Raw genomic sequence first — 16,211 nt, 5'->3', positions numbered from 1 at the left:
AACAGGAAGCCGCATGAATGCTCCCGTGCCGAAACTGGCGCTCGAAACCACCGAGATCGACACCTCGGGCGACCCGACCTGGTACCGCGACGCGGTGATCTACCAGTGCAACGTCAAGGCCTTCGTCGACTCCAACGGCGACGGCGTCGGCGACTTCCAGGGCCTGACGAGCAAGCTCGACTACGTGAAGGACCTGGGCGTCAACACGCTGTGGCTGATGCCCTTCTATCCGTCGCCGCTGCGCGACGACGGCTACGACATCGCGGCCTACGAGGACGTGCATCCGCAGTACGGCACCTTGCAGGATTTCAAGGACATGCTCGAGGAGGCGCACAAGCGCGAGCTGCGCGTGGTGATCGAACTGGTCATCAACCACACCTCGGACGCCCATCCGTGGTTCCAGGCGGCGCGCATGGCGCCGCCAGGGTCGCCCGAGCGCGACTTCTACGTCTGGAGCGACACCGACCAGCTCTACCAGGGCACGCGCATCATCTTCACCGACACCGAGAAGTCGAACTGGACCTGGGACCCGGTCGCCAAGGCCTACTTCTGGCATCGCTTCTTCAGCCACCAGCCGGACCTCAACTTCGACAACCCGCAGGTGCTCGAGGCGGTCTTCCGCACCATGCGCTTCTGGCTCGACATGGGGGTCGACGGCTTCCGGCTCGACGCCATTCCCTACCTGATCGAGCGCGACGGCACCTCGAACGAGAACCTGCCCGAGACCCACGTGGTCATCAAGGCCCTGCGCGCGGCGATCGACGCCAACTACAAGGACCGCTTCCTGCTGGCCGAGGCCAACATGTGGCCGGAAGACGTGCGCGAGTATTTCGGCGATGGCGACGAGTGCCACATGGCCTATCACTTCCCCCTGATGCCGCGCATGTACATGGCGATCGCGCAGGAAGACCGGGACCCGATCGTCGAGATCCTGCAGCAGACGCCGGAGATTCCCGAGGGCTGCCAATGGGCGATCTTCCTGCGCAACCACGACGAGCTGACCCTGGAGATGGTGACCAACCGCGAACGCGACTACATGTACACCACCTACGCGGCCGACATGCAGGCGCGCATCAACCTCGGCATCCGGCGCCGGCTGGCGCCGCTCATGGACAACGACAAGGACCGCATCAAGCTCATGAACAGCATGCTGCTGTCGATGCCGGGCTCGCCGATCATCTACTACGGCGACGAGATCGGCATGGGCGACAACGTCTTCGTCGGCGACCGCAACGGGGTGCGGACGCCGATGCAATGGAGCCCCGACCGCAACGCCGGCTTCTCGCGCGCCGACCCGCAGCGGCTCTACCTGCAGCCGATCATGGATGCGATGTACGGCTACGAGGCGGTCAACGTCGAGGCCCAGCTGCGCGACAAGAGCTCGCTGCTGCACTGGACCCGCCGGATGCTCGCGGTGCGCAAGACCAGCCGCGCCTTCGGCCGCGGCAAGCGCACCTTCCTGAAGCCCGGCAACCGGAAGATCCTCGCCTACATCAGCGAGCACGACGACGACGCGATCCTGTCGGTGTTCAACCTGTCGCGCGCGGCGCAGCCGGTCGAACTCGACCTCTCGGCCTTCAAGGGCCGGGTGCCGGTCGAGATGCTCGGACGCACCTCGTTCCCGCCGATCGGCGAACTGCCCTACCTGCTGACCCTGCCCTCGCATGGCTTCTACTGGTTCAAGCTGGCCGACGAGGCACCGATGCCGAGCTGGCACCAGGAGGGCGTGGCGCTGCTCGACCGCCCGGTCATCGTGCTCTTCGACGGCTGGACCAGCCTGCTCAAGGACCGCGTGATGCCCTGGCGCATCGGCTTCGCGGACCGGCTGATCAAGCAGTTCGAGACCGACACGCTGCCACCGCACATCGAAGCCCAGCGCTGGTACGCGTCCAAGGGCAGCCGCATCGCACGGGCCCGGCTGGCGGACTCGGCGATCTGGGACATCGACGGGCTGAGCTGGATGCTGCCGCTGCTCGAACTCGAGGGACTGCCCGAGGCTGCGACCTATTTCATGCCGCTCGCGCTGGCCTGGGAAGACCGCGACGAAGAGCGCATGAAGTGCCTGCAGCCGGCCGCCATCGCCAAGGTCCGCCAGAAGGCCAACGTGGGGGTGATGGGCGACGCCTTCTTCGACGAGGCCTTCTGCCGCGCGCTGGTGCGCGGCATCGTCGGCGACGCCGAGATGCGAACCGCGCACGGCCGGCTGCATTTCCGGCCCACCTCGCTGGGCCGCGAACTGGTGATCTCCGCGATCCAGGACCTGCCGGTCAGCCGGCCGACCGCGATGAGCAGCAACACCGTCGTGACCCTCGGCGAGACCCTGTTCCTCAAGGGCTACCGACAGCTGCGCCGCGGCATCAACCCCGAACTCGAGATGGGGCGCTTCCTGACCGAGGAGGCCGGCTTCCTGCACGGCGTGCCGGTGGCCGGCGCGCTCGAATACCTGGGCGACAACGGCACCGTCTTCACCCTCGCGCTGCTGCAGGCCTACGTGCCGAACCAGGGCGATGGCTGGAGCTGGACGCTGGACTACCTGGAGCGCGTGCTGACCGAGCTGCGCGACGCCGATGGCCCTCGGCCCGACGCGCCGCACGGGGCCTTCCTGGCCCTGATCGCGATCCTGGGCCGCCGCACCGCGGAGCTGCACAACGCGCTCGGCCGGCGCACCGGCAATCCGGCCTTCGACCCCGAACCGATGACCGCGGCCGACCGGCGCGCGATGCGCGACAGCGTGCGCGCGCAGGGCCAGGCGACGCTGGTCCAGTTGCGCGAACATCTGGCCGGGCTGCCCCAGGCGACGCAAGAGGATGCGCGCCGGCTGCTGGAGCGCTCCGGCGCGATCGATGCCTTCGTCGACGCCCTGCCGCTCGAAGGCGGTGCGGGCCGGCGCTCGCGCTTCCACGGCGACTACCACCTGGGCCAGGTGCTGCTGGCCCGCAACGACTTCGTGATCATCGACTTCGAGGGCGAACCGGCGCGTTCGATCGAGGAGCGCCGCGCCAAGCAGCCGCCGCTGCGCGACGTCGCCGGCATGCTGCGCTCGTTCAACTACGCGCGCTGGAGCGCATTGCGGCGCGCGGCGCAGAACGCGGTCGAACTGGCCCGGCTCGACGCCGACGCCCGCGACTGGGAACGCGAGACCCGCGCGGCCTTCCTGGACGGCTACGCCGCGGCGCTGGCGCCCGACGCCGGACCGGTAGACCCGCAGCTGCTGCGCCTGTTCGAGCTCGAGAAAGCCTTCTACGAACTGCGCTACGAACTCGGCAATCGGGTCGACTGGGTGCCCGTGCCGCTGCAGGGCATCCTGGCACTGCTCGAAGGCCATGGCCCGACGGCCGTCTGAGCGACCGACCCCCCCATCTCCCGGAGAGCTTCCATGGACACCCTGACGTTCTACCTCGAGCCGCTGCGCGCCTTCCTGTTCCAGATCGGTGCCTTCGTGCCGCGGCTGGTGTTCGCCACCCTGGTCGTGATCGCGGGCTGGCTGATCGCGAAGGTGGTGCGCTTCGCGGTGATCCGCGGGCTGCATGCGATCAATTTCCCCGTCCTGACCGAGCGCGCCGGCATCGACACCTTCCTGCGCCAGGGCGGCATGGTGACGGACTCGACCGTGGTCTTCGGCGCCCTGGCCTACTGGATGGTGATCCTGGCCTCGCTGGTGGTGGCCTCCAACGGACTGGGACTGAGCTACGTCGCCGACCTGCTCGGCCGCGTGATGTGGTTCGTGCCGAATGTCTTCGTGGCCATGCTGGTGCTGGCCTTCGGCGCCTACTTCGCCAAGTTCGTGGGCGACGCCGTGACCACCTACGGCCGCCATGCGGGCATCCAGGACGCCATGCTGCTGGGCAAGGTGGCGCAGTACGCAATTTTGCTGTTCGTGGTTCTGATCGCGCTCGACCAGGTCAAGATCGGCGGCGACATCGTGCGCCAGAGCTTCCTGATCATCCTCGGCGGCGTGGTCTTCGCGCTGGCGCTGGCCTTCGGCCTGGCCGGCAAGGACTGGGCGGCCGACCGGATCGAGGACTGGTGGCCCAAGAAGAAGCGCCCGCCCGACCGCCCGGCGCCGCGCGCGACGCCGGCCGCCAGTGCATGGCCGGCCCGCCCGGCGCAGAACTTGCACGACGACCGCCCGCATCCATGACCAAGCACCCGCACACCCTGCTGTCCGCCGTCTGGCCCGGCAAGCCCTACCCACTGGGCGCCACCTGGGACGGCCAGGGTGTGAACTTCGCGGTGTTCTCGAAGCACGGCGAAAAAGCCGAGCTCTGCATCTTCGACGACAAGGGCCGCCACGAGCGGCAGCGCATCGTGCTGCGCGAGCGCACCAACGACGTCTGGCACTGCTACCTGCCCGAGGCACGCCCCGGCATGGCCTATGGCCTGCGCATCCACGGCCCCTACAAGCCCGAGCAGGGCCATCGCTTCAACCCGAACAAGCTGCTGCTCGACCCCTATGCCAAGGACCTGGTCGGCGAACTGCGGTGGGGCGACGCGCTGTACGGCTATTCGGTCGGCAGCAAGCGCCAGGACCTGTCCTACGACCGCCGCGACAGCGCCGCCTTCATGCCCAAGGGCCGGGTGCTCGAGACCGCCTTCACCTGGGGCGACGACCGCCGGCCCGAGGTGCCGTGGCAGGACATGGTGATCTACGAACTGCACGTGCGCGGCTTCACCATGCAGCACCCGGCCGTGCCCGAGCCGCTGCGCGGCACCTACGCGGCGCTCGGCTGCGCGCCGGTCATCGACTACCTTCAGCGCCTCGGCGTGACCACCGTCGAGCTGCTGCCGGTGCATGCCTTCCTGAACGACCGCCACCTGGCCGAACAGGGCCTGCAGAACTACTGGGGCTACAACACGCTCGGCTATTTCGCGCCCGAAGTGCGCTACAGCGCCTCGGGCAAGGTGAAGGAGTTCAAGACCCTGGTCAAGACCCTGCACTCGGCCGGCATCGAGGTGATCCTCGACGTGGTCTACAACCACACCTGCGAGGGCAACCATCTCGGGCCCACCTTGTCGATGCGGGGCGTCGACAACGCCTCCTACTACATCGCCAATGCCGAGCAGCCGCGCTACTACGACGACTTCACCGGCTGCGGCAACACGGTCAACCTGGAGCAGCCGCGCGCGCTGCAGCTGGTGATGGACTCGCTGCGCTACTGGGCCGAGGAAATGCATGTCGACGGCTTCCGCTTCGACCTCGCCTCGGCGCTGGCGCGCGAGGCCGGCAAGGTCGAGAACCTCGGCGGCTTCTTCGACGCCATCCGCCAGGACCCGACGCTGAACCAGGTCAAGCTGATCGCCGAACCCTGGGACCTGGGCCATGGCGGCTACCAGGTGGGCAACTTCCCGCCCGGCTGGGCCGAGTGGAACGACCGCTACCGCGACGGCCTGCGCGGCTGGTGGAAGGGCGACGCCGGCGTGGTGGGCGACGTCGCCCACCGGCTGGCGGGCTCGCAGGACCTGTACGGCTGGTCGGGCAAGGGGCCGCACGCGAGCATCAATTTCATCACCGCCCACGACGGCTTCACCTTGCACGATCTGGTCTCCTACAACGACAAGCACAACGAGGCGAACGGCGAGGACAACCGCGACGGCAACAGCAACAACCGGTCCTGGAACTGCGGCGCCGAGGGACCCACCGACGACCCCGAGATCAACGCCCTGCGCGAACGCCAGAAGCGCAACTTCCTGGCCACCCTGCTGCTGTCGCAAGGGGTGCCGATGCTGCTCGCGGGCGACGAGCGCGGCCACACGCAAAAGGGCAACAACAACGTCTACTGCCAGGACAACGCCCTCGGCTGGCTCGACTGGACGCCGCGGCCCGAGGCCGACTCGCTGCGCGATTTCGTCGCCCGCCTGATCCGCGTTCGGCGCGAGCACCCGTCGTTCCGGCGGCGCAGCTTCTTCCGCGGCCAGCCGGCGGGCGACAGCGAGACCAAGGACGTCGTCTGGCTGCGGCCCGACGGCCAGGAGATGACGCCGCCCGACTGGGACGGCGAGCACGTGCGCTGCCTCGGCATGCTGTTCTCGGGCACCGGCATCACCGACGTCGGCCCGCGCGGCGAGCCGCAGCGCGACGACGACTTCCTGCTGCTGCTCAACGCCTACCACGACCCCGTGCCCTTCACGATGCCGACGCGCCCGGGCGACCGCTGGACCCGGATGGTCGATACCGCCCGCGAGAGCGCGTTGTCGCTGCTGCTGGCCGAGACCACCTATCCGCTGCAGGGCCGGTCGCTGGCGCTGCTGCGCCGCAGCCTGGCCGCCTCATGAAGCGCCGCCACGCGATGCCCTTCGGCGCCGAGGTGCTGGCGGAGGGCGGCGTGCGCTTCCGGCTCTGGGCACCCTCGATCGAGCGGGTGGTGCTCGAACGAGCGCGCGGCGCCGGCTGGCAGGACCACGCGATGCAGCGCGCCGAAGGCGGCTGGCACGAGGCCCGGCTGGCGCAGGCGGCGGCGGGCGACCGCTATCGCTACCGCCTGCCCGACGGCCTGCGCGTGCCCGACCCGGCCTCGCGGCTGAACCCCGACGACGTCCACGGCCCGAGCGAGGTGGTCGACCCGGGGGCCTACGCATGGCGCGACGCGGACTGGACCGGCCGGCCCTGGCACGAGGCCGTGGTCTACGAACTGCACCTCGGCACCTTCACGCCCGAAGGCACGCTGGCGGCGGCCCGGGACCGGCTCACCGGCCTCGCCGAACTCGGCATCACGGCGCTCGAACTGATGCCCCTCGCCGATTTCCCGGGGCGCCGCAACTGGGGCTACGACGGCGTGCTGCCCTTCGCGCAGGACGCCAGCTACGGCACGCCCGACGACCTCAAGCGCTTCGTCGAGAGCGCCCACGCGCTGGGGCTGATGGTGCTGCTCGACGTGGTCTACAACCACCTCGGCCCCGAAGGCAACTACCTGCCGGCCTACTGCCCGGAATTCTTCAACCCGGCCCACCAGACGCCGTGGGGCGCGGCGATCAACTTCGATGGCGCCGGGGCCCGCACCGTGCGCGACTTCTTCGTCCACAACGCGCTCTACTGGACCGAGGAGTACGGCTTCGACGGCCTGCGGATGGACGCGGTGCATGCCATCCGCGACGATTCGACGCCGCCGATCGTCGAGGAGATCTGCAACGCACTGCGACAGGGCCCGGGCCGCCGCCGGCAGGTCCACGTGGTGCTCGAGAACGACCTCAACCAGGCGCATCGGCTCGAACGCGGCGACGACGGTGCGCCGCTGGCCGCCACCGCCCAATGGAACGACGACCTGCACCATGCGGCGCATGTGCTGCTGACCGGCGAGACCGACGGCTACTACGCCGACTATGCGTCGCGGCCGCTCGAACAGTTCGGGCTGGCGCTGGCGCAGGGCTTCATCTACAGCGGGCAGCCCTCCGCGTTTCGCGGCGGCGAGGCCCGGGGCGAACCCTGCACCCACCTGCCGCTGGGCGCCTTCGTCTCGTTCCTGCAGACCCACGACCAGGTCGGCAACCGCGCCATGGGCGAGCGCATCGATGCCCTCGCCGACCCGCTGCTGGTGATGGCCGCCCGCAGCTGCGTGCTGCTGTCGCCGCACACGCCGATGCTGTTCATGGGCGAGGAATACGCGGCGACCACGCCGTTCCAGTTCTTCTGCGACTTCGGACCCGAGCTGGCGGCCGCGGTCACGGCCGGCCGGCGCGCCGAGTTCGGCCGCTTCGCCGCCTTTGCCGGCGAGGCCGCGCAGGCCCGCATTCCCGATCCCAACGACCCCGCCACCTTCGCCGATTCGCGCCTCGATGCGAAGCAAGCGGCGCAGCCGCCGCACGCCGCCGCGCTGGCCATCACGCGGGAGCTGCTGCGGGTCCGGCGCGCCGAACTGATGCCCCGCCTGGCCGGCGGCGCGCGCGCGCACCAGTGGTCCTGCGAAGGCGATGCCTTGCGGCTGGCGTGGCGGCTCGGCGCCGATGACGGCCCTGGCGTCCTTTTGCACCTGGTCGCCAATTTCGGCGCCGACGACGCCGAGCTGGCCTGGCCACCCGGCCGCGTGATCCACCGGCTGCGGGTCGACGATGCGGCGCCCCCCGGCGGCCTGCTGCGTCTGCCCAGGGGCGGCGTCTGTGCAAGCCTCGAGGAGCCCGGCGATGGATGAGGCGGAGGCGCTGCAGCGTCTCTGCGAACGCCACGGCGTGGCGACCGGCTACCACGACGTCGTTGGCCATTGGCATCGGGTCGCGCCCGAGGCGCTCGCGGCACTGCTGCGCGATGCCGGCTTCCTGCCGGCGGATGTCGATCCCGCCGCCGCGGAGGCCGCCGCCGAGCGCCGCTCGTGGCAGCACGCACTGCCGCCGGTTCAATCGGTCGCGGCCGGCAGCGACCACTTCAGCGTGATGCTGCAACTGCCGGCGTCCACCACGCGGATCGAATGGCGGGTGGACGACGAGAGCGGCGCCTGCCACCAGGGCGCCGTCGACTCCGCCGCCCTCGAAGTCGATGCGCAGGCCGAGATCGAGGGCGCCGGCTACCGCCGTTTCCGGCTTTCGATCGCGTTGGCGCTGCCCGCGGGCTACCACCGCCTGCGCATCGTCGACCAGCCCGGCGATACGCTGCTGGTCTGCGCCCCCGCCCGCTGCCACCAGCCGGCCTGGCTGGAGCGCGGCGGCCGGCCCTGGGGCTTCACGCTGCAATTGCATTCGCTGCGCTCGGAGCGCAACTGGGGCTTCGGCGACTTCGGCGATCTGGCCGACTTCGTCGTCGGCGCCGCCCGCGCGGGCGCGGATGTGGTCGGGCTGAATCCCCTGCACGCGCTGTTCGCGCACAACCCCGCGCACCAGAGCCCGTACAGCCCCTCGTCGCGGGCCCAGCTCAACCCGCTCTACATCGATGTCGAGGCGGTGCCGGATTTCCGGGCCTCGCCCGCGGCGCAGCGGCGCGTGCGCTCGCCGGCCTTCCAGGCCCGGCTGGCCGGCCTGCGCGCGGCGCCGTTGATCGACCACGAAGGCGTCTCGACCGCCAAGCACGAGGTGCTGGAGCTGCTCTACCGGCGCTTCCTCGAGCGCGCGCCGGACGATGCGGAAGTCGCCGCGCTGGCGCTGTTCCGGCAGCGCGGTGGCGTCGCCTTGCAGCAGCACGCGCTGTTCGAGGCACTGCAGGCGCACCTGCATGCGGCCGATGCCAGCGTCTGGGGCTGGCCGGCCTGGCCCGAGGCCTATCGCGATCCGGGCCATGCCGCCGTCGCCGCCTTTGCCGCCGAACATGCCGAGCGCATCGGCTATCAGGCCTACCTGCAATGGCAGGCCGCCCGGCAGCTCGAAGCCGCGGCGGCGCGCTGCGCCGAACTCGGCATGACGGTCGGCCTCTACCTCGACCTCGCAGTCTCGGTCGACCGCGGCGGCTCGGACGCCTGGCGCCATCGCCACAGCTTCGCGCTCGACGTGCGGGTCGGCGCACCGCCCGACGCCTTCAACACCCAGGGCCAGGACTGGGGCCTGCCGCCGCTGCGCCCGGACCGGCTGCGCGAAGGCCGGTACGCCGTCTTCATCGAGGCCCTGCGCGCCAACATGCGCGGCGCCGGCGCGATCCGCATCGACCACGTGATGATGCTGATGCGCCTGTTCTGGATCCCGGCCGCCGGCACGCCGCGCGACGGCAGCTACGTGGCCTATCCGGTCGACGAACTGATGGCCATCCTGGCCCTGGAAAGCCAGCGCCACCGCTGCCTGGTGATCGGCGAGGACCTCGGCACCGTGCCGGACGCCATGCGCGATGCGATGCGCAGCCGCGGCGTGCAGTCGTACCGGCTGCTGTACTTCGAGCGCGAGGCCGACGGTGCCTTCCGGGCGCCGGCGTCCTGGCCGCGCGAAGCGGTGGTGGCGGTCAGCACCCACGACCTGCCGACGCTCGCGGGCTGGTGGTCGGCCCATGACCTGCGCCTGCGCTTCGAGCTCGGGCTGATTCCCGACGCCGCGGCCTGCGAGCAGCAGGTGGAACAGCGCAAGCGCGATCGCGCGGGCCTGCTCGACGCCGTGCGGCAGCAGCAGGCGCTGTCGCAAGACAGCGTGGCCGCGGCCGAGGCCGGCACGCTGGATGCCGATGCCGTGGCGGCCGTGCATGCCTTCCTGGCGGCGGCGCCCTCGTGCGTGATGATGGCGCAGCTCGAGGACGCGCTCGGCGAGATCGAGCAGGCCAACCTGCCCGGCACCACCTTCCAGCATCCCAACTGGCAGCGCAAGTACGGCGGCGGTCCGAAGGACCTGTGGGCCCGGACGCCGGTGCTGCGGCTGTGCGCCGCCATCGCCCGCAGCCGGCCGCGCGAAGCGGCCAGCCCGCCGACCGGCACCCGCGTGCCGCGCGCCACCTACCGGCTGCAGCTGCACAGCGGCTTCACTTTCGACCATGCCGCGCGCATCGTGCCCTACCTCGCGCGGCTCGGCATCAGCCACGTCTACTGCTCGCCGATCCATCGGGCCCGCCCCGGCAGCATGCACGGCTACGACGTCGTGGCCCACGACGAGATCAATCCCGAGCTCGGCGGCCTGGCCGCGTTCGAGCGCCTGACGAAGACGCTGAAGGCCCATGACATGGGCCAGCTGATCGACCTGGTGCCCAACCACATGGGGGTGCTCGGCAACGACAACGCCTGGTGGTCCGACGTGCTCGCGCACGGCATGGCCTCGCGCTACGCGCGCCACTTCGACATCGACTGGCAGCCGCTGACACCGAAGCTGGCGGGCAAGGTGATGCTGCCGGTGCTCGGCGACGCCTACGGCTGGGTCCTCGAGCGCGGCGAGCTGGCGCTGCTGTGGGACGCCGAGACCGGCGAGTTCGGCATCGGCTACTTCGAGCACCGCTTTCCGCTGGCCCCGGAAAGCACCGCCGCCGTGCTCGAGCGCGCCTGCGCCCATCTCGGCGCGGGCGACGCCAGCGCCCCGCTGGCCGGCATCGCCACCGCGCTGCGCCATCTGCCCGGCATGCACCGCACGAAGCCCAAGGCCGTGGCCGAGCGCGCGCGCGACAGCCAGCTGCTCAAGGCCCAGCTGGCGCTGCTCGCGGCCGCCCGACCCGCGGTGGCGCAGGCGATCTCGGCCGTGGTCGAGGCGCTCAACGGACCGCAGCAACGCGACCGCCTGCATCGGCTGCTGGAGGCGCAGGCCTGGCGGCTGGCCCACTGGCGGGCGGCGGCCGACGAGATCAACTACCGGCGCTTCTTCGACGTCAACGAGCTCGCGGCGCTGCGCAACGAGCGCCGTTCGGTCTTCGAGGCGACGCACGCGATGGCGCTCGACCTGGCCGCTCGCGGCTGGGTCGACGGCCTGCGCATCGACCATCCCGACGGGCTGCAGGACCCGGCGCGCTATTTCGAGCGGCTGCAGGACGGCTTCGTCGCCCGCGCCGGCCTGCCATCGCGCGGCGTCGATGCCGACGGCCGCCCCGACCGGCCGCTCTACGTGGTGGCCGAGAAGATCGCGGCGCCGAACGAGGAGGTGCCGGAGTCGTGGGCGGTCCACGGCACCACCGGCTACCGCTTCGCCAACCTGGCCAACGCGGTGCTGGTGGACGAGCGCGCCGCCGACCGGCTGAAGCGGATCTGGCGCAATTTCACCGGGCAGTGCGCACCGTTCGAGGAGATCGTCTACCAGGCGAAGCGCGAGGTGGCCGGCGTGACGCTGGCCTCCGACCTCGAGGTGCTCTCGATCGCGCTGCTGGCCATCGGCAAGGCCCATCGCAGCACCCGCGACCACACGCTCAACACGCTGCGCGAGGTGCTGGCGACCGTGGCGGCGAGCCTCACGGTCTATCGCACCTACAACGACGAGCAGGTCAGCGAGCAGGATCGGCATTTCATCGACCAGGCGATCGCCGCGGCCCGCGAACGCCTCGCGCTGCCCGACCCCTCGGTGTTCGAGTTCGTGCGCGAAGCCCTGCTGGGCCGGGCCCCTGCGCCGGGCCGCGCGGCGCGGCGGCAGGCGCTGCGCTTCGCCCGCCGCTTCCAGCAGTTCAGCGCGCCGGTGGCGGCCAAGGGGGTCGAGGACACGGCGTTCTACCGCTACTTTCCGCTCGCCTCGGCCAACGAGGTCGGCGGCGAGCCCGACCGGCTCGGCGTTTCGGTGGCGGCCTTCCACGAAGCCGGCAGCGATCGCCAGCGGCGCTGGCCTCAGACCATGCTGGCCACCTCGACCCACGACAACAAGCGTGCCGAGGACGTGCGGCTGCGCATCGACGTGCTGTCCGAGATGCCCGGCCTGTGGCGGCTGGCGCTGCGGCGCTGGTCGCGCTTCAATGCGCCGCTGTGCGGCCCGGTCCTGGCCGTGCACGAGTACCTGCTCTACCAGACGCTGTTGGGCACGATGCCGGTGGCGCCCCCCGACACCGAGGCACAGGACGGCTATGCGGACCGCATCGTGCGCTACATGCACAAGGCTGCCCGGGAAGGCAAGACGGGCACCAGCTGGACCCGGCCTGATGCCGCCTACGAAGAGGCGCTGGAACGCTTCGTGCGCGGTGTGCTGGCGCCTTGGCCCGACAATGCGTTCCTGGCCGACCTGGGACGCGTGGTGGGCACGCTGGACCGCTTCGGTGCGCTCAACGGCGTCAGCCTCACGCTGCTCAAGTACAGCTCGCCCGGGGTGCCCGACCTGTACCAGGGCTGCGAACTCATCGATCGCAGCCTGGTCGATCCGGACAACCGTCGGCCGGTGGACTACGGCGAGCGCGAGCGCCTCCTGGAAGCCATGCAGGCACTGGCGGCCGCCGCCTCCGGCAGCGCGCTCGCGCAGGCCGTCAGCGGATTCGCGGCCACGCCGTCCGACGGCCGGGCGAAGCTGTGGCTGACCTGGCGGCTGCTCGCCTTGCGCCAGCGCTGGCCCGCGCTGTTCCGGCATGGCAGCTACGAACCGCTCGAGGTGCGCGGCGAACGCGCCGGCCACGTCATCGCCTTTGCCCGCCGCCACGACGACCGGGCGCTGGTGGTGATCGTGGTGCGCCTGTTCGCGCGGCTCGGCGACGCAGGTTGGGGCGACACCTGCGTACAGCTGCCCGCCGGCCTCGGATCCGTCGCGATGGACGACGAAGTGACGGGCCTGCGGCATCCGGCGGGCGGCCCGCAGCTCTCGCTGGCCAGCGTGCTGCAGTCCTTTCCCGGCGCTCTGTTGACGCTGGTGCAGCCACTGTAGGCGCCGCCCTACATTGCAATGCGTGCGGTGCCGCTCCCGCATCGCTATCGATCGGATAAACCTTCCAGGGTGCTCTCACGCACCGACGCGGAGACAAGGCACATGACCCAAGCCATCTACTGTTTCGACACGGCGAGCGTTCGCTTCGCCATCCATCCCGAGGGCCCGGACGGCGAGCGCTGCATCGTCGAGATCGCCGAAGACCCGCTGCGAGACCTGTTCGGCGCCTGCGGCGGCGGCGACAGCCTGGTCGACGCCTACTTGATGAACGCCGACGTGATCAACGCGCTGGCCCTGGCGCGCCACCGCGAGACCCAGGGCCGGCCGGTGCGGCTGGAGACGGCCGACTTCGAGACGTCGGACGTCGGCGTCTGTCACTGAGGCCGAGTCCTACGGGCGCCCCGGCAGGCCGGAACTGAAATCGGCGCCATGACGCCCACCGCGCTGCAATTGCTGCAGCTGCTCCAGCAGCTGTCGCAAGCCAGGATCCGTTTCAGCTGCAGCCAGCTGTCGGGCGTTGCCGGCGGCCGACCGAAGGAGCTGGAGGTGCCTGCGCGCATCTTGGCCCGGGAACGCCTGGCGCTGAGACTGTTCGCCGGGCTGGCCGACAAGGAGCGCTCCGAGGTCATGCTGGCCCGTGCCCGGTTCCTCCGCCTGCTGCTCGAAAGCGCGCCGCGGCGGCTGCAGGGCTGGAGCGACCAGGACCCACTCGACCGCATGCCGCCGTCCCGCCTGTTCGAATGGATCTCCCACGACTTCGAGCAGCTGGAGCTCGCCCAGATCGAGGCCCAGATGACAACGGGCGAAGCGCCAGGCTGACTCACCAGGCCGCCGCGCCGCCCGCCAGGGCGCGCCGGGCGAGCAGGAAGGTGGCCGCGTTCCAGCTCTGGCCGGCCATGCCCATGGGCGCCAGCGTCCGGCCGTGGAACCACTCGGTGAAGCGCCAGTCGTCGAGCGCGTTCACCTGCGCCAGCCGGGCCAGATCGGACCAGGCTTGCGCTTCCAGCCCCAGGCCGGCCAGCGCCATGACCCAAAAGCCGCCCACGAAGGGCCAGATGCCGCCGTTGTGGTACTGGTGGACCATGTTCTGCTGATGGCGCGCCATGTAGGGCCGCCAGAGCTCATGCTGGCGCGACAACGGATGCAGCACCACGCGCACCGGATAGGGATCGTCGGCGCCGGCGGCGGCGATGGTGTCCACGATGCGGCGCGCCATCGAGGCGTCGGCCAACCCGCTCTGGATCGCGAGCACGTTGCCGAACACGTCGCCCTCGTCGCCGACGACCGCGAGATTCACGAAGCTGAGGTAGAGGCCGGGATCGCGCCGGCCACGACGCGCATAGTGCCGCAGCAGGCGCGCCCGGTGGTACTCGGGCAGGTCGCGCTGGAACGGATTGAACAGGTGGTTGAAGTGATGCAGCGTGGCCTCGGCATGGTCGAGCGCAAAGCGGCGCTTGACCTCGTACCACAGGGCGTTGGTGTACAGCACATAGCCGGAGCGCGGCATGATGTCGGCCCAGTCGCTGGCCTCGTTCTGCTGCAGCAGCCGGAAGTGCTGGTGCTCCTGCGCCAGCAGCCAGCCGAGCGCGCGATCCACCTCCGGCTGCCAGTGCGAGGCGCCGACCTGGCCGTGGCGCCGCACATGGTCCACCGCGATCAGCCACCACAGGGTGGCGTCGATGCACCCCAGGTACCAGAAGTCGGCGTCGCGGCCTTCGGGATCGACGTACTTGGGAATCTGGCCGTTGCCGGCCTGCTGCGCCGCCAGCGCGTCGAGGCTGGCCACCGCGCCCTGCTCCAGCGCCGGCACGCCGCTGCCGCACATCGCCATCACGCAGATGGCGGCATCGCGTCCGAAGATCCGCGTGTAGCGCCGGGCCACCGCCGCCTCGGTGCGGCTGGCCGCGAGGATGCCGTGCGGCGTCAGGTTGCGCTGCAGGAGGTCGAGCGAGGCTTCGGCGCAGGCATCGATCTGCGCGAGCGTGGAGGCATCGGGGTAGGTCATGCGTTCGTGATTCGCCGCCAACCAGCGGCGGCAGCACGCATTCTCGCGGCAGGCGCGAGCCGGTGCCCGGAGTTGTCGCTCAGGTCGCGAAGGGTGCCTGCTTGAGGAAGGCGGCCGCCGGGCCCAGCACGAAGAGGTTGGGGGACTGGCTGGCGGGCATGCCGGCCCGGATGCGGGCATGGAAGCTGCCGTAGGTGCCTTGGAAGGCCCCGTGGTTCCAGATCTTCAGGAGCTGCTCGGTGAAGGCGCCGTTGTGGTCGCCGTCCAGCGAGACCTGGTTGTCCTGGCAGCCGGAAATCAGGATCACCGAGGGCTTGAACGCGCCGATCACGGTCGACGCCTGGCCGGCCGTGCCCACCTGGGACAAGGCCGCGTCGGGGTCGGTCACCTGGCCGCCGGCCGCCTTCGCCACGTCGTTCTGGAGCTTGTCGTAGAAGGCCTTGTGCGCCTCGTAGACGCGCATCGCCACGCCGGCGGGCATCAGGCGCGCCCGCGTTCCGGGCGGCGGTATCGGCGGCCGGTCGCGCGTCACGGTGCCGCTGTGGCAACTGTCGGAAAGCACCAGGATCCGGACGCCGGCGCCGAACTTGCTGAGCTCGAAGTAGAGCTCGTCGTCGATCAGCTGTCCGTCGAACAGGCACCAGGTCTCGTCCTTGCGGTCTTTCTCGTCATGGTCGATGTCCGGGACCTGGCCGCCATGGCCGGAGTAGCTCATGAAGAACAGGTCGCCGGACCTGAGCGCCTTGGCCGCGCCGCGGATCGCCGCGAGGACATTCGCTCGCGTGGCCTTCTTGGTCAGCAGCACGGTGGACGTCATGCCTTTGGCCTTGGCGATCGCCGCCATGTCCGAGGCATCGAATTCGCATGCCGCCAGGGGGCCATCCCAGCCCTCGTAGGCGGCCGCGCTCACGGCATTGAGCCCGATGTGCAGCGACAGCGCGGTGGCAGCGTTGCCCGGCTTGGGTTTCTTGGCGGCCATGGTGTCCCCCTTCTTGCGTGCTCGATGGAGATCGAGGGCAGCCGAGCGGCCGCCGGGGTCGCGATGATAGGCGCGATTCGCGGG

General features: G+C 70.6%; 9 protein-coding genes. 7 read left to right on the top strand and 2 right to left on the bottom strand.

Going from position 1 to position 16,211, the window contains the following annotated elements:
* Positions 1 to 13: 13 nt before the first annotated feature.
* The 7 genes from treS to QTI68_RS26295 all read left to right on the top strand — a co-directional run bounded on the left by treS (position 14) and on the right by QTI68_RS26295 (position 13,962).
* Entirely contained in the window at positions 14 to 3,343 is a 3,330-nt protein-coding gene (gene treS, locus QTI68_RS26325; RefSeq protein ID WP_286525868.1) for a maltose alpha-D-glucosyltransferase, read from the top strand.
* Between the two features lie 33 nt (positions 3,344 to 3,376).
* A complete protein-coding gene (locus QTI68_RS26320; RefSeq protein WP_286525867.1) occupies positions 3,377 to 4,141 on the top strand; it encodes a mechanosensitive ion channel family protein in 765 nt (254 codons plus the stop codon).
* Positions 4,138 to 6,273, top strand: a complete 2,136-nt coding sequence (glgX, locus tag QTI68_RS26315) for a glycogen debranching protein GlgX (protein ID WP_286525866.1) — start codon at positions 4,138 to 4,140, stop codon at positions 6,271 to 6,273. The genes QTI68_RS26320 and glgX overlap by 4 nt, the downstream gene beginning before the upstream one ends.
* Positions 6,270 to 8,123 (top strand): malto-oligosyltrehalose trehalohydrolase, encoded by a 1,854-nt coding sequence (gene treZ / locus QTI68_RS26310; RefSeq protein WP_286525864.1) that lies wholly within the window; start codon positions 6,270 to 6,272, stop codon positions 8,121 to 8,123. Before glgX ends, treZ begins: the two co-directional genes overlap by 4 nt.
* On the top strand, positions 8,116 to 13,143 hold the full coding sequence (gene treY, locus QTI68_RS26305) for a malto-oligosyltrehalose synthase (RefSeq protein WP_286525863.1): 5,028 nt from the start codon (positions 8,116 to 8,118) through the stop codon (positions 13,141 to 13,143). Before treZ ends, treY begins: the two co-directional genes overlap by 8 nt.
* 102 nt (positions 13,144 to 13,245) lie before the next feature.
* Positions 13,246 to 13,524: a hypothetical protein gene (locus tag QTI68_RS26300; RefSeq protein WP_286525861.1), complete on the top strand. Its 279-nt coding sequence runs from the start codon at positions 13,246 to 13,248 to the stop codon at positions 13,522 to 13,524.
* Between the two features lie 48 nt (positions 13,525 to 13,572).
* Positions 13,573 to 13,962, top strand: coding sequence for a hypothetical protein (locus QTI68_RS26295; RefSeq protein ID WP_286525859.1), 390 nt, complete (start codon positions 13,573 to 13,575; stop codon positions 13,960 to 13,962).
* Between the two features lies 1 nt (position 13,963).
* Here the strand turns inward: QTI68_RS26295 and QTI68_RS26290 are convergent, their stop codons facing one another.
* Both QTI68_RS26290 and QTI68_RS26285 read right to left on the bottom strand, forming a co-directional pair.
* Positions 13,964 to 15,148: an amylo-alpha-1,6-glucosidase gene (locus tag QTI68_RS26290; protein WP_286525857.1), complete on the bottom strand. Its 1,185-nt coding sequence runs from the start codon at positions 15,146 to 15,148 to the stop codon at positions 13,964 to 13,966.
* A 79-nt stretch (positions 15,149 to 15,227) separates the two neighbouring features.
* Positions 15,228 to 16,127, bottom strand: a complete 900-nt coding sequence (locus QTI68_RS26285; protein WP_286525855.1) for a caspase family protein — start codon at positions 16,125 to 16,127, stop codon at positions 15,228 to 15,230.
* Positions 16,128 to 16,211: the final 84 nt, after the last annotated feature.

The sequence above is a fragment of the Variovorax sp. J31P207 genome (assembly GCF_030316965.1).
Lineage (GTDB): Bacteria > Pseudomonadota > Gammaproteobacteria > Burkholderiales > Burkholderiaceae_C > Variovorax > Variovorax ginsengisoli_B.
This window is presented reverse-complemented; position numbering and strand designations above follow the sequence as displayed.

Bases quoted from the DNA above. Each gene is read 5' to 3' on its own strand.
- treS (WP_286525868.1), top strand. From the start codon at position 14: ATGAATGCTCCCGTGCCGAAACTGGCGCTCGAAACCACCGAGATCGAC.
- QTI68_RS26320 (WP_286525867.1), top strand. From the start codon at position 3,377: ATGGACACCCTGACGTTCTACCTCGAGCCGCTGCGCGCCTTCCTGTTC.
- glgX (WP_286525866.1), top strand. From the start codon at position 4,138: ATGACCAAGCACCCGCACACCCTGCTGTCCGCCGTCTGGCCCGGCAAG.
- treZ (WP_286525864.1), top strand. From the start codon at position 6,270: ATGAAGCGCCGCCACGCGATGCCCTTCGGCGCCGAGGTGCTGGCGGAG.
- treY (WP_286525863.1), top strand. From the start codon at position 8,116: ATGGATGAGGCGGAGGCGCTGCAGCGTCTCTGCGAACGCCACGGCGTG.
- QTI68_RS26300 (WP_286525861.1), top strand. From the start codon at position 13,246: ATGACCCAAGCCATCTACTGTTTCGACACGGCGAGCGTTCGCTTCGCC.
- QTI68_RS26295 (WP_286525859.1), top strand. From the start codon at position 13,573: ATGACGCCCACCGCGCTGCAATTGCTGCAGCTGCTCCAGCAGCTGTCG.
- QTI68_RS26290 (WP_286525857.1), bottom strand. From the start codon at position 15,148: ATGACCTACCCCGATGCCTCCACGCTCGCGCAGATCGATGCCTGCGCC.
- QTI68_RS26285 (WP_286525855.1), bottom strand. From the start codon at position 16,127: ATGGCCGCCAAGAAACCCAAGCCGGGCAACGCTGCCACCGCGCTGTCG.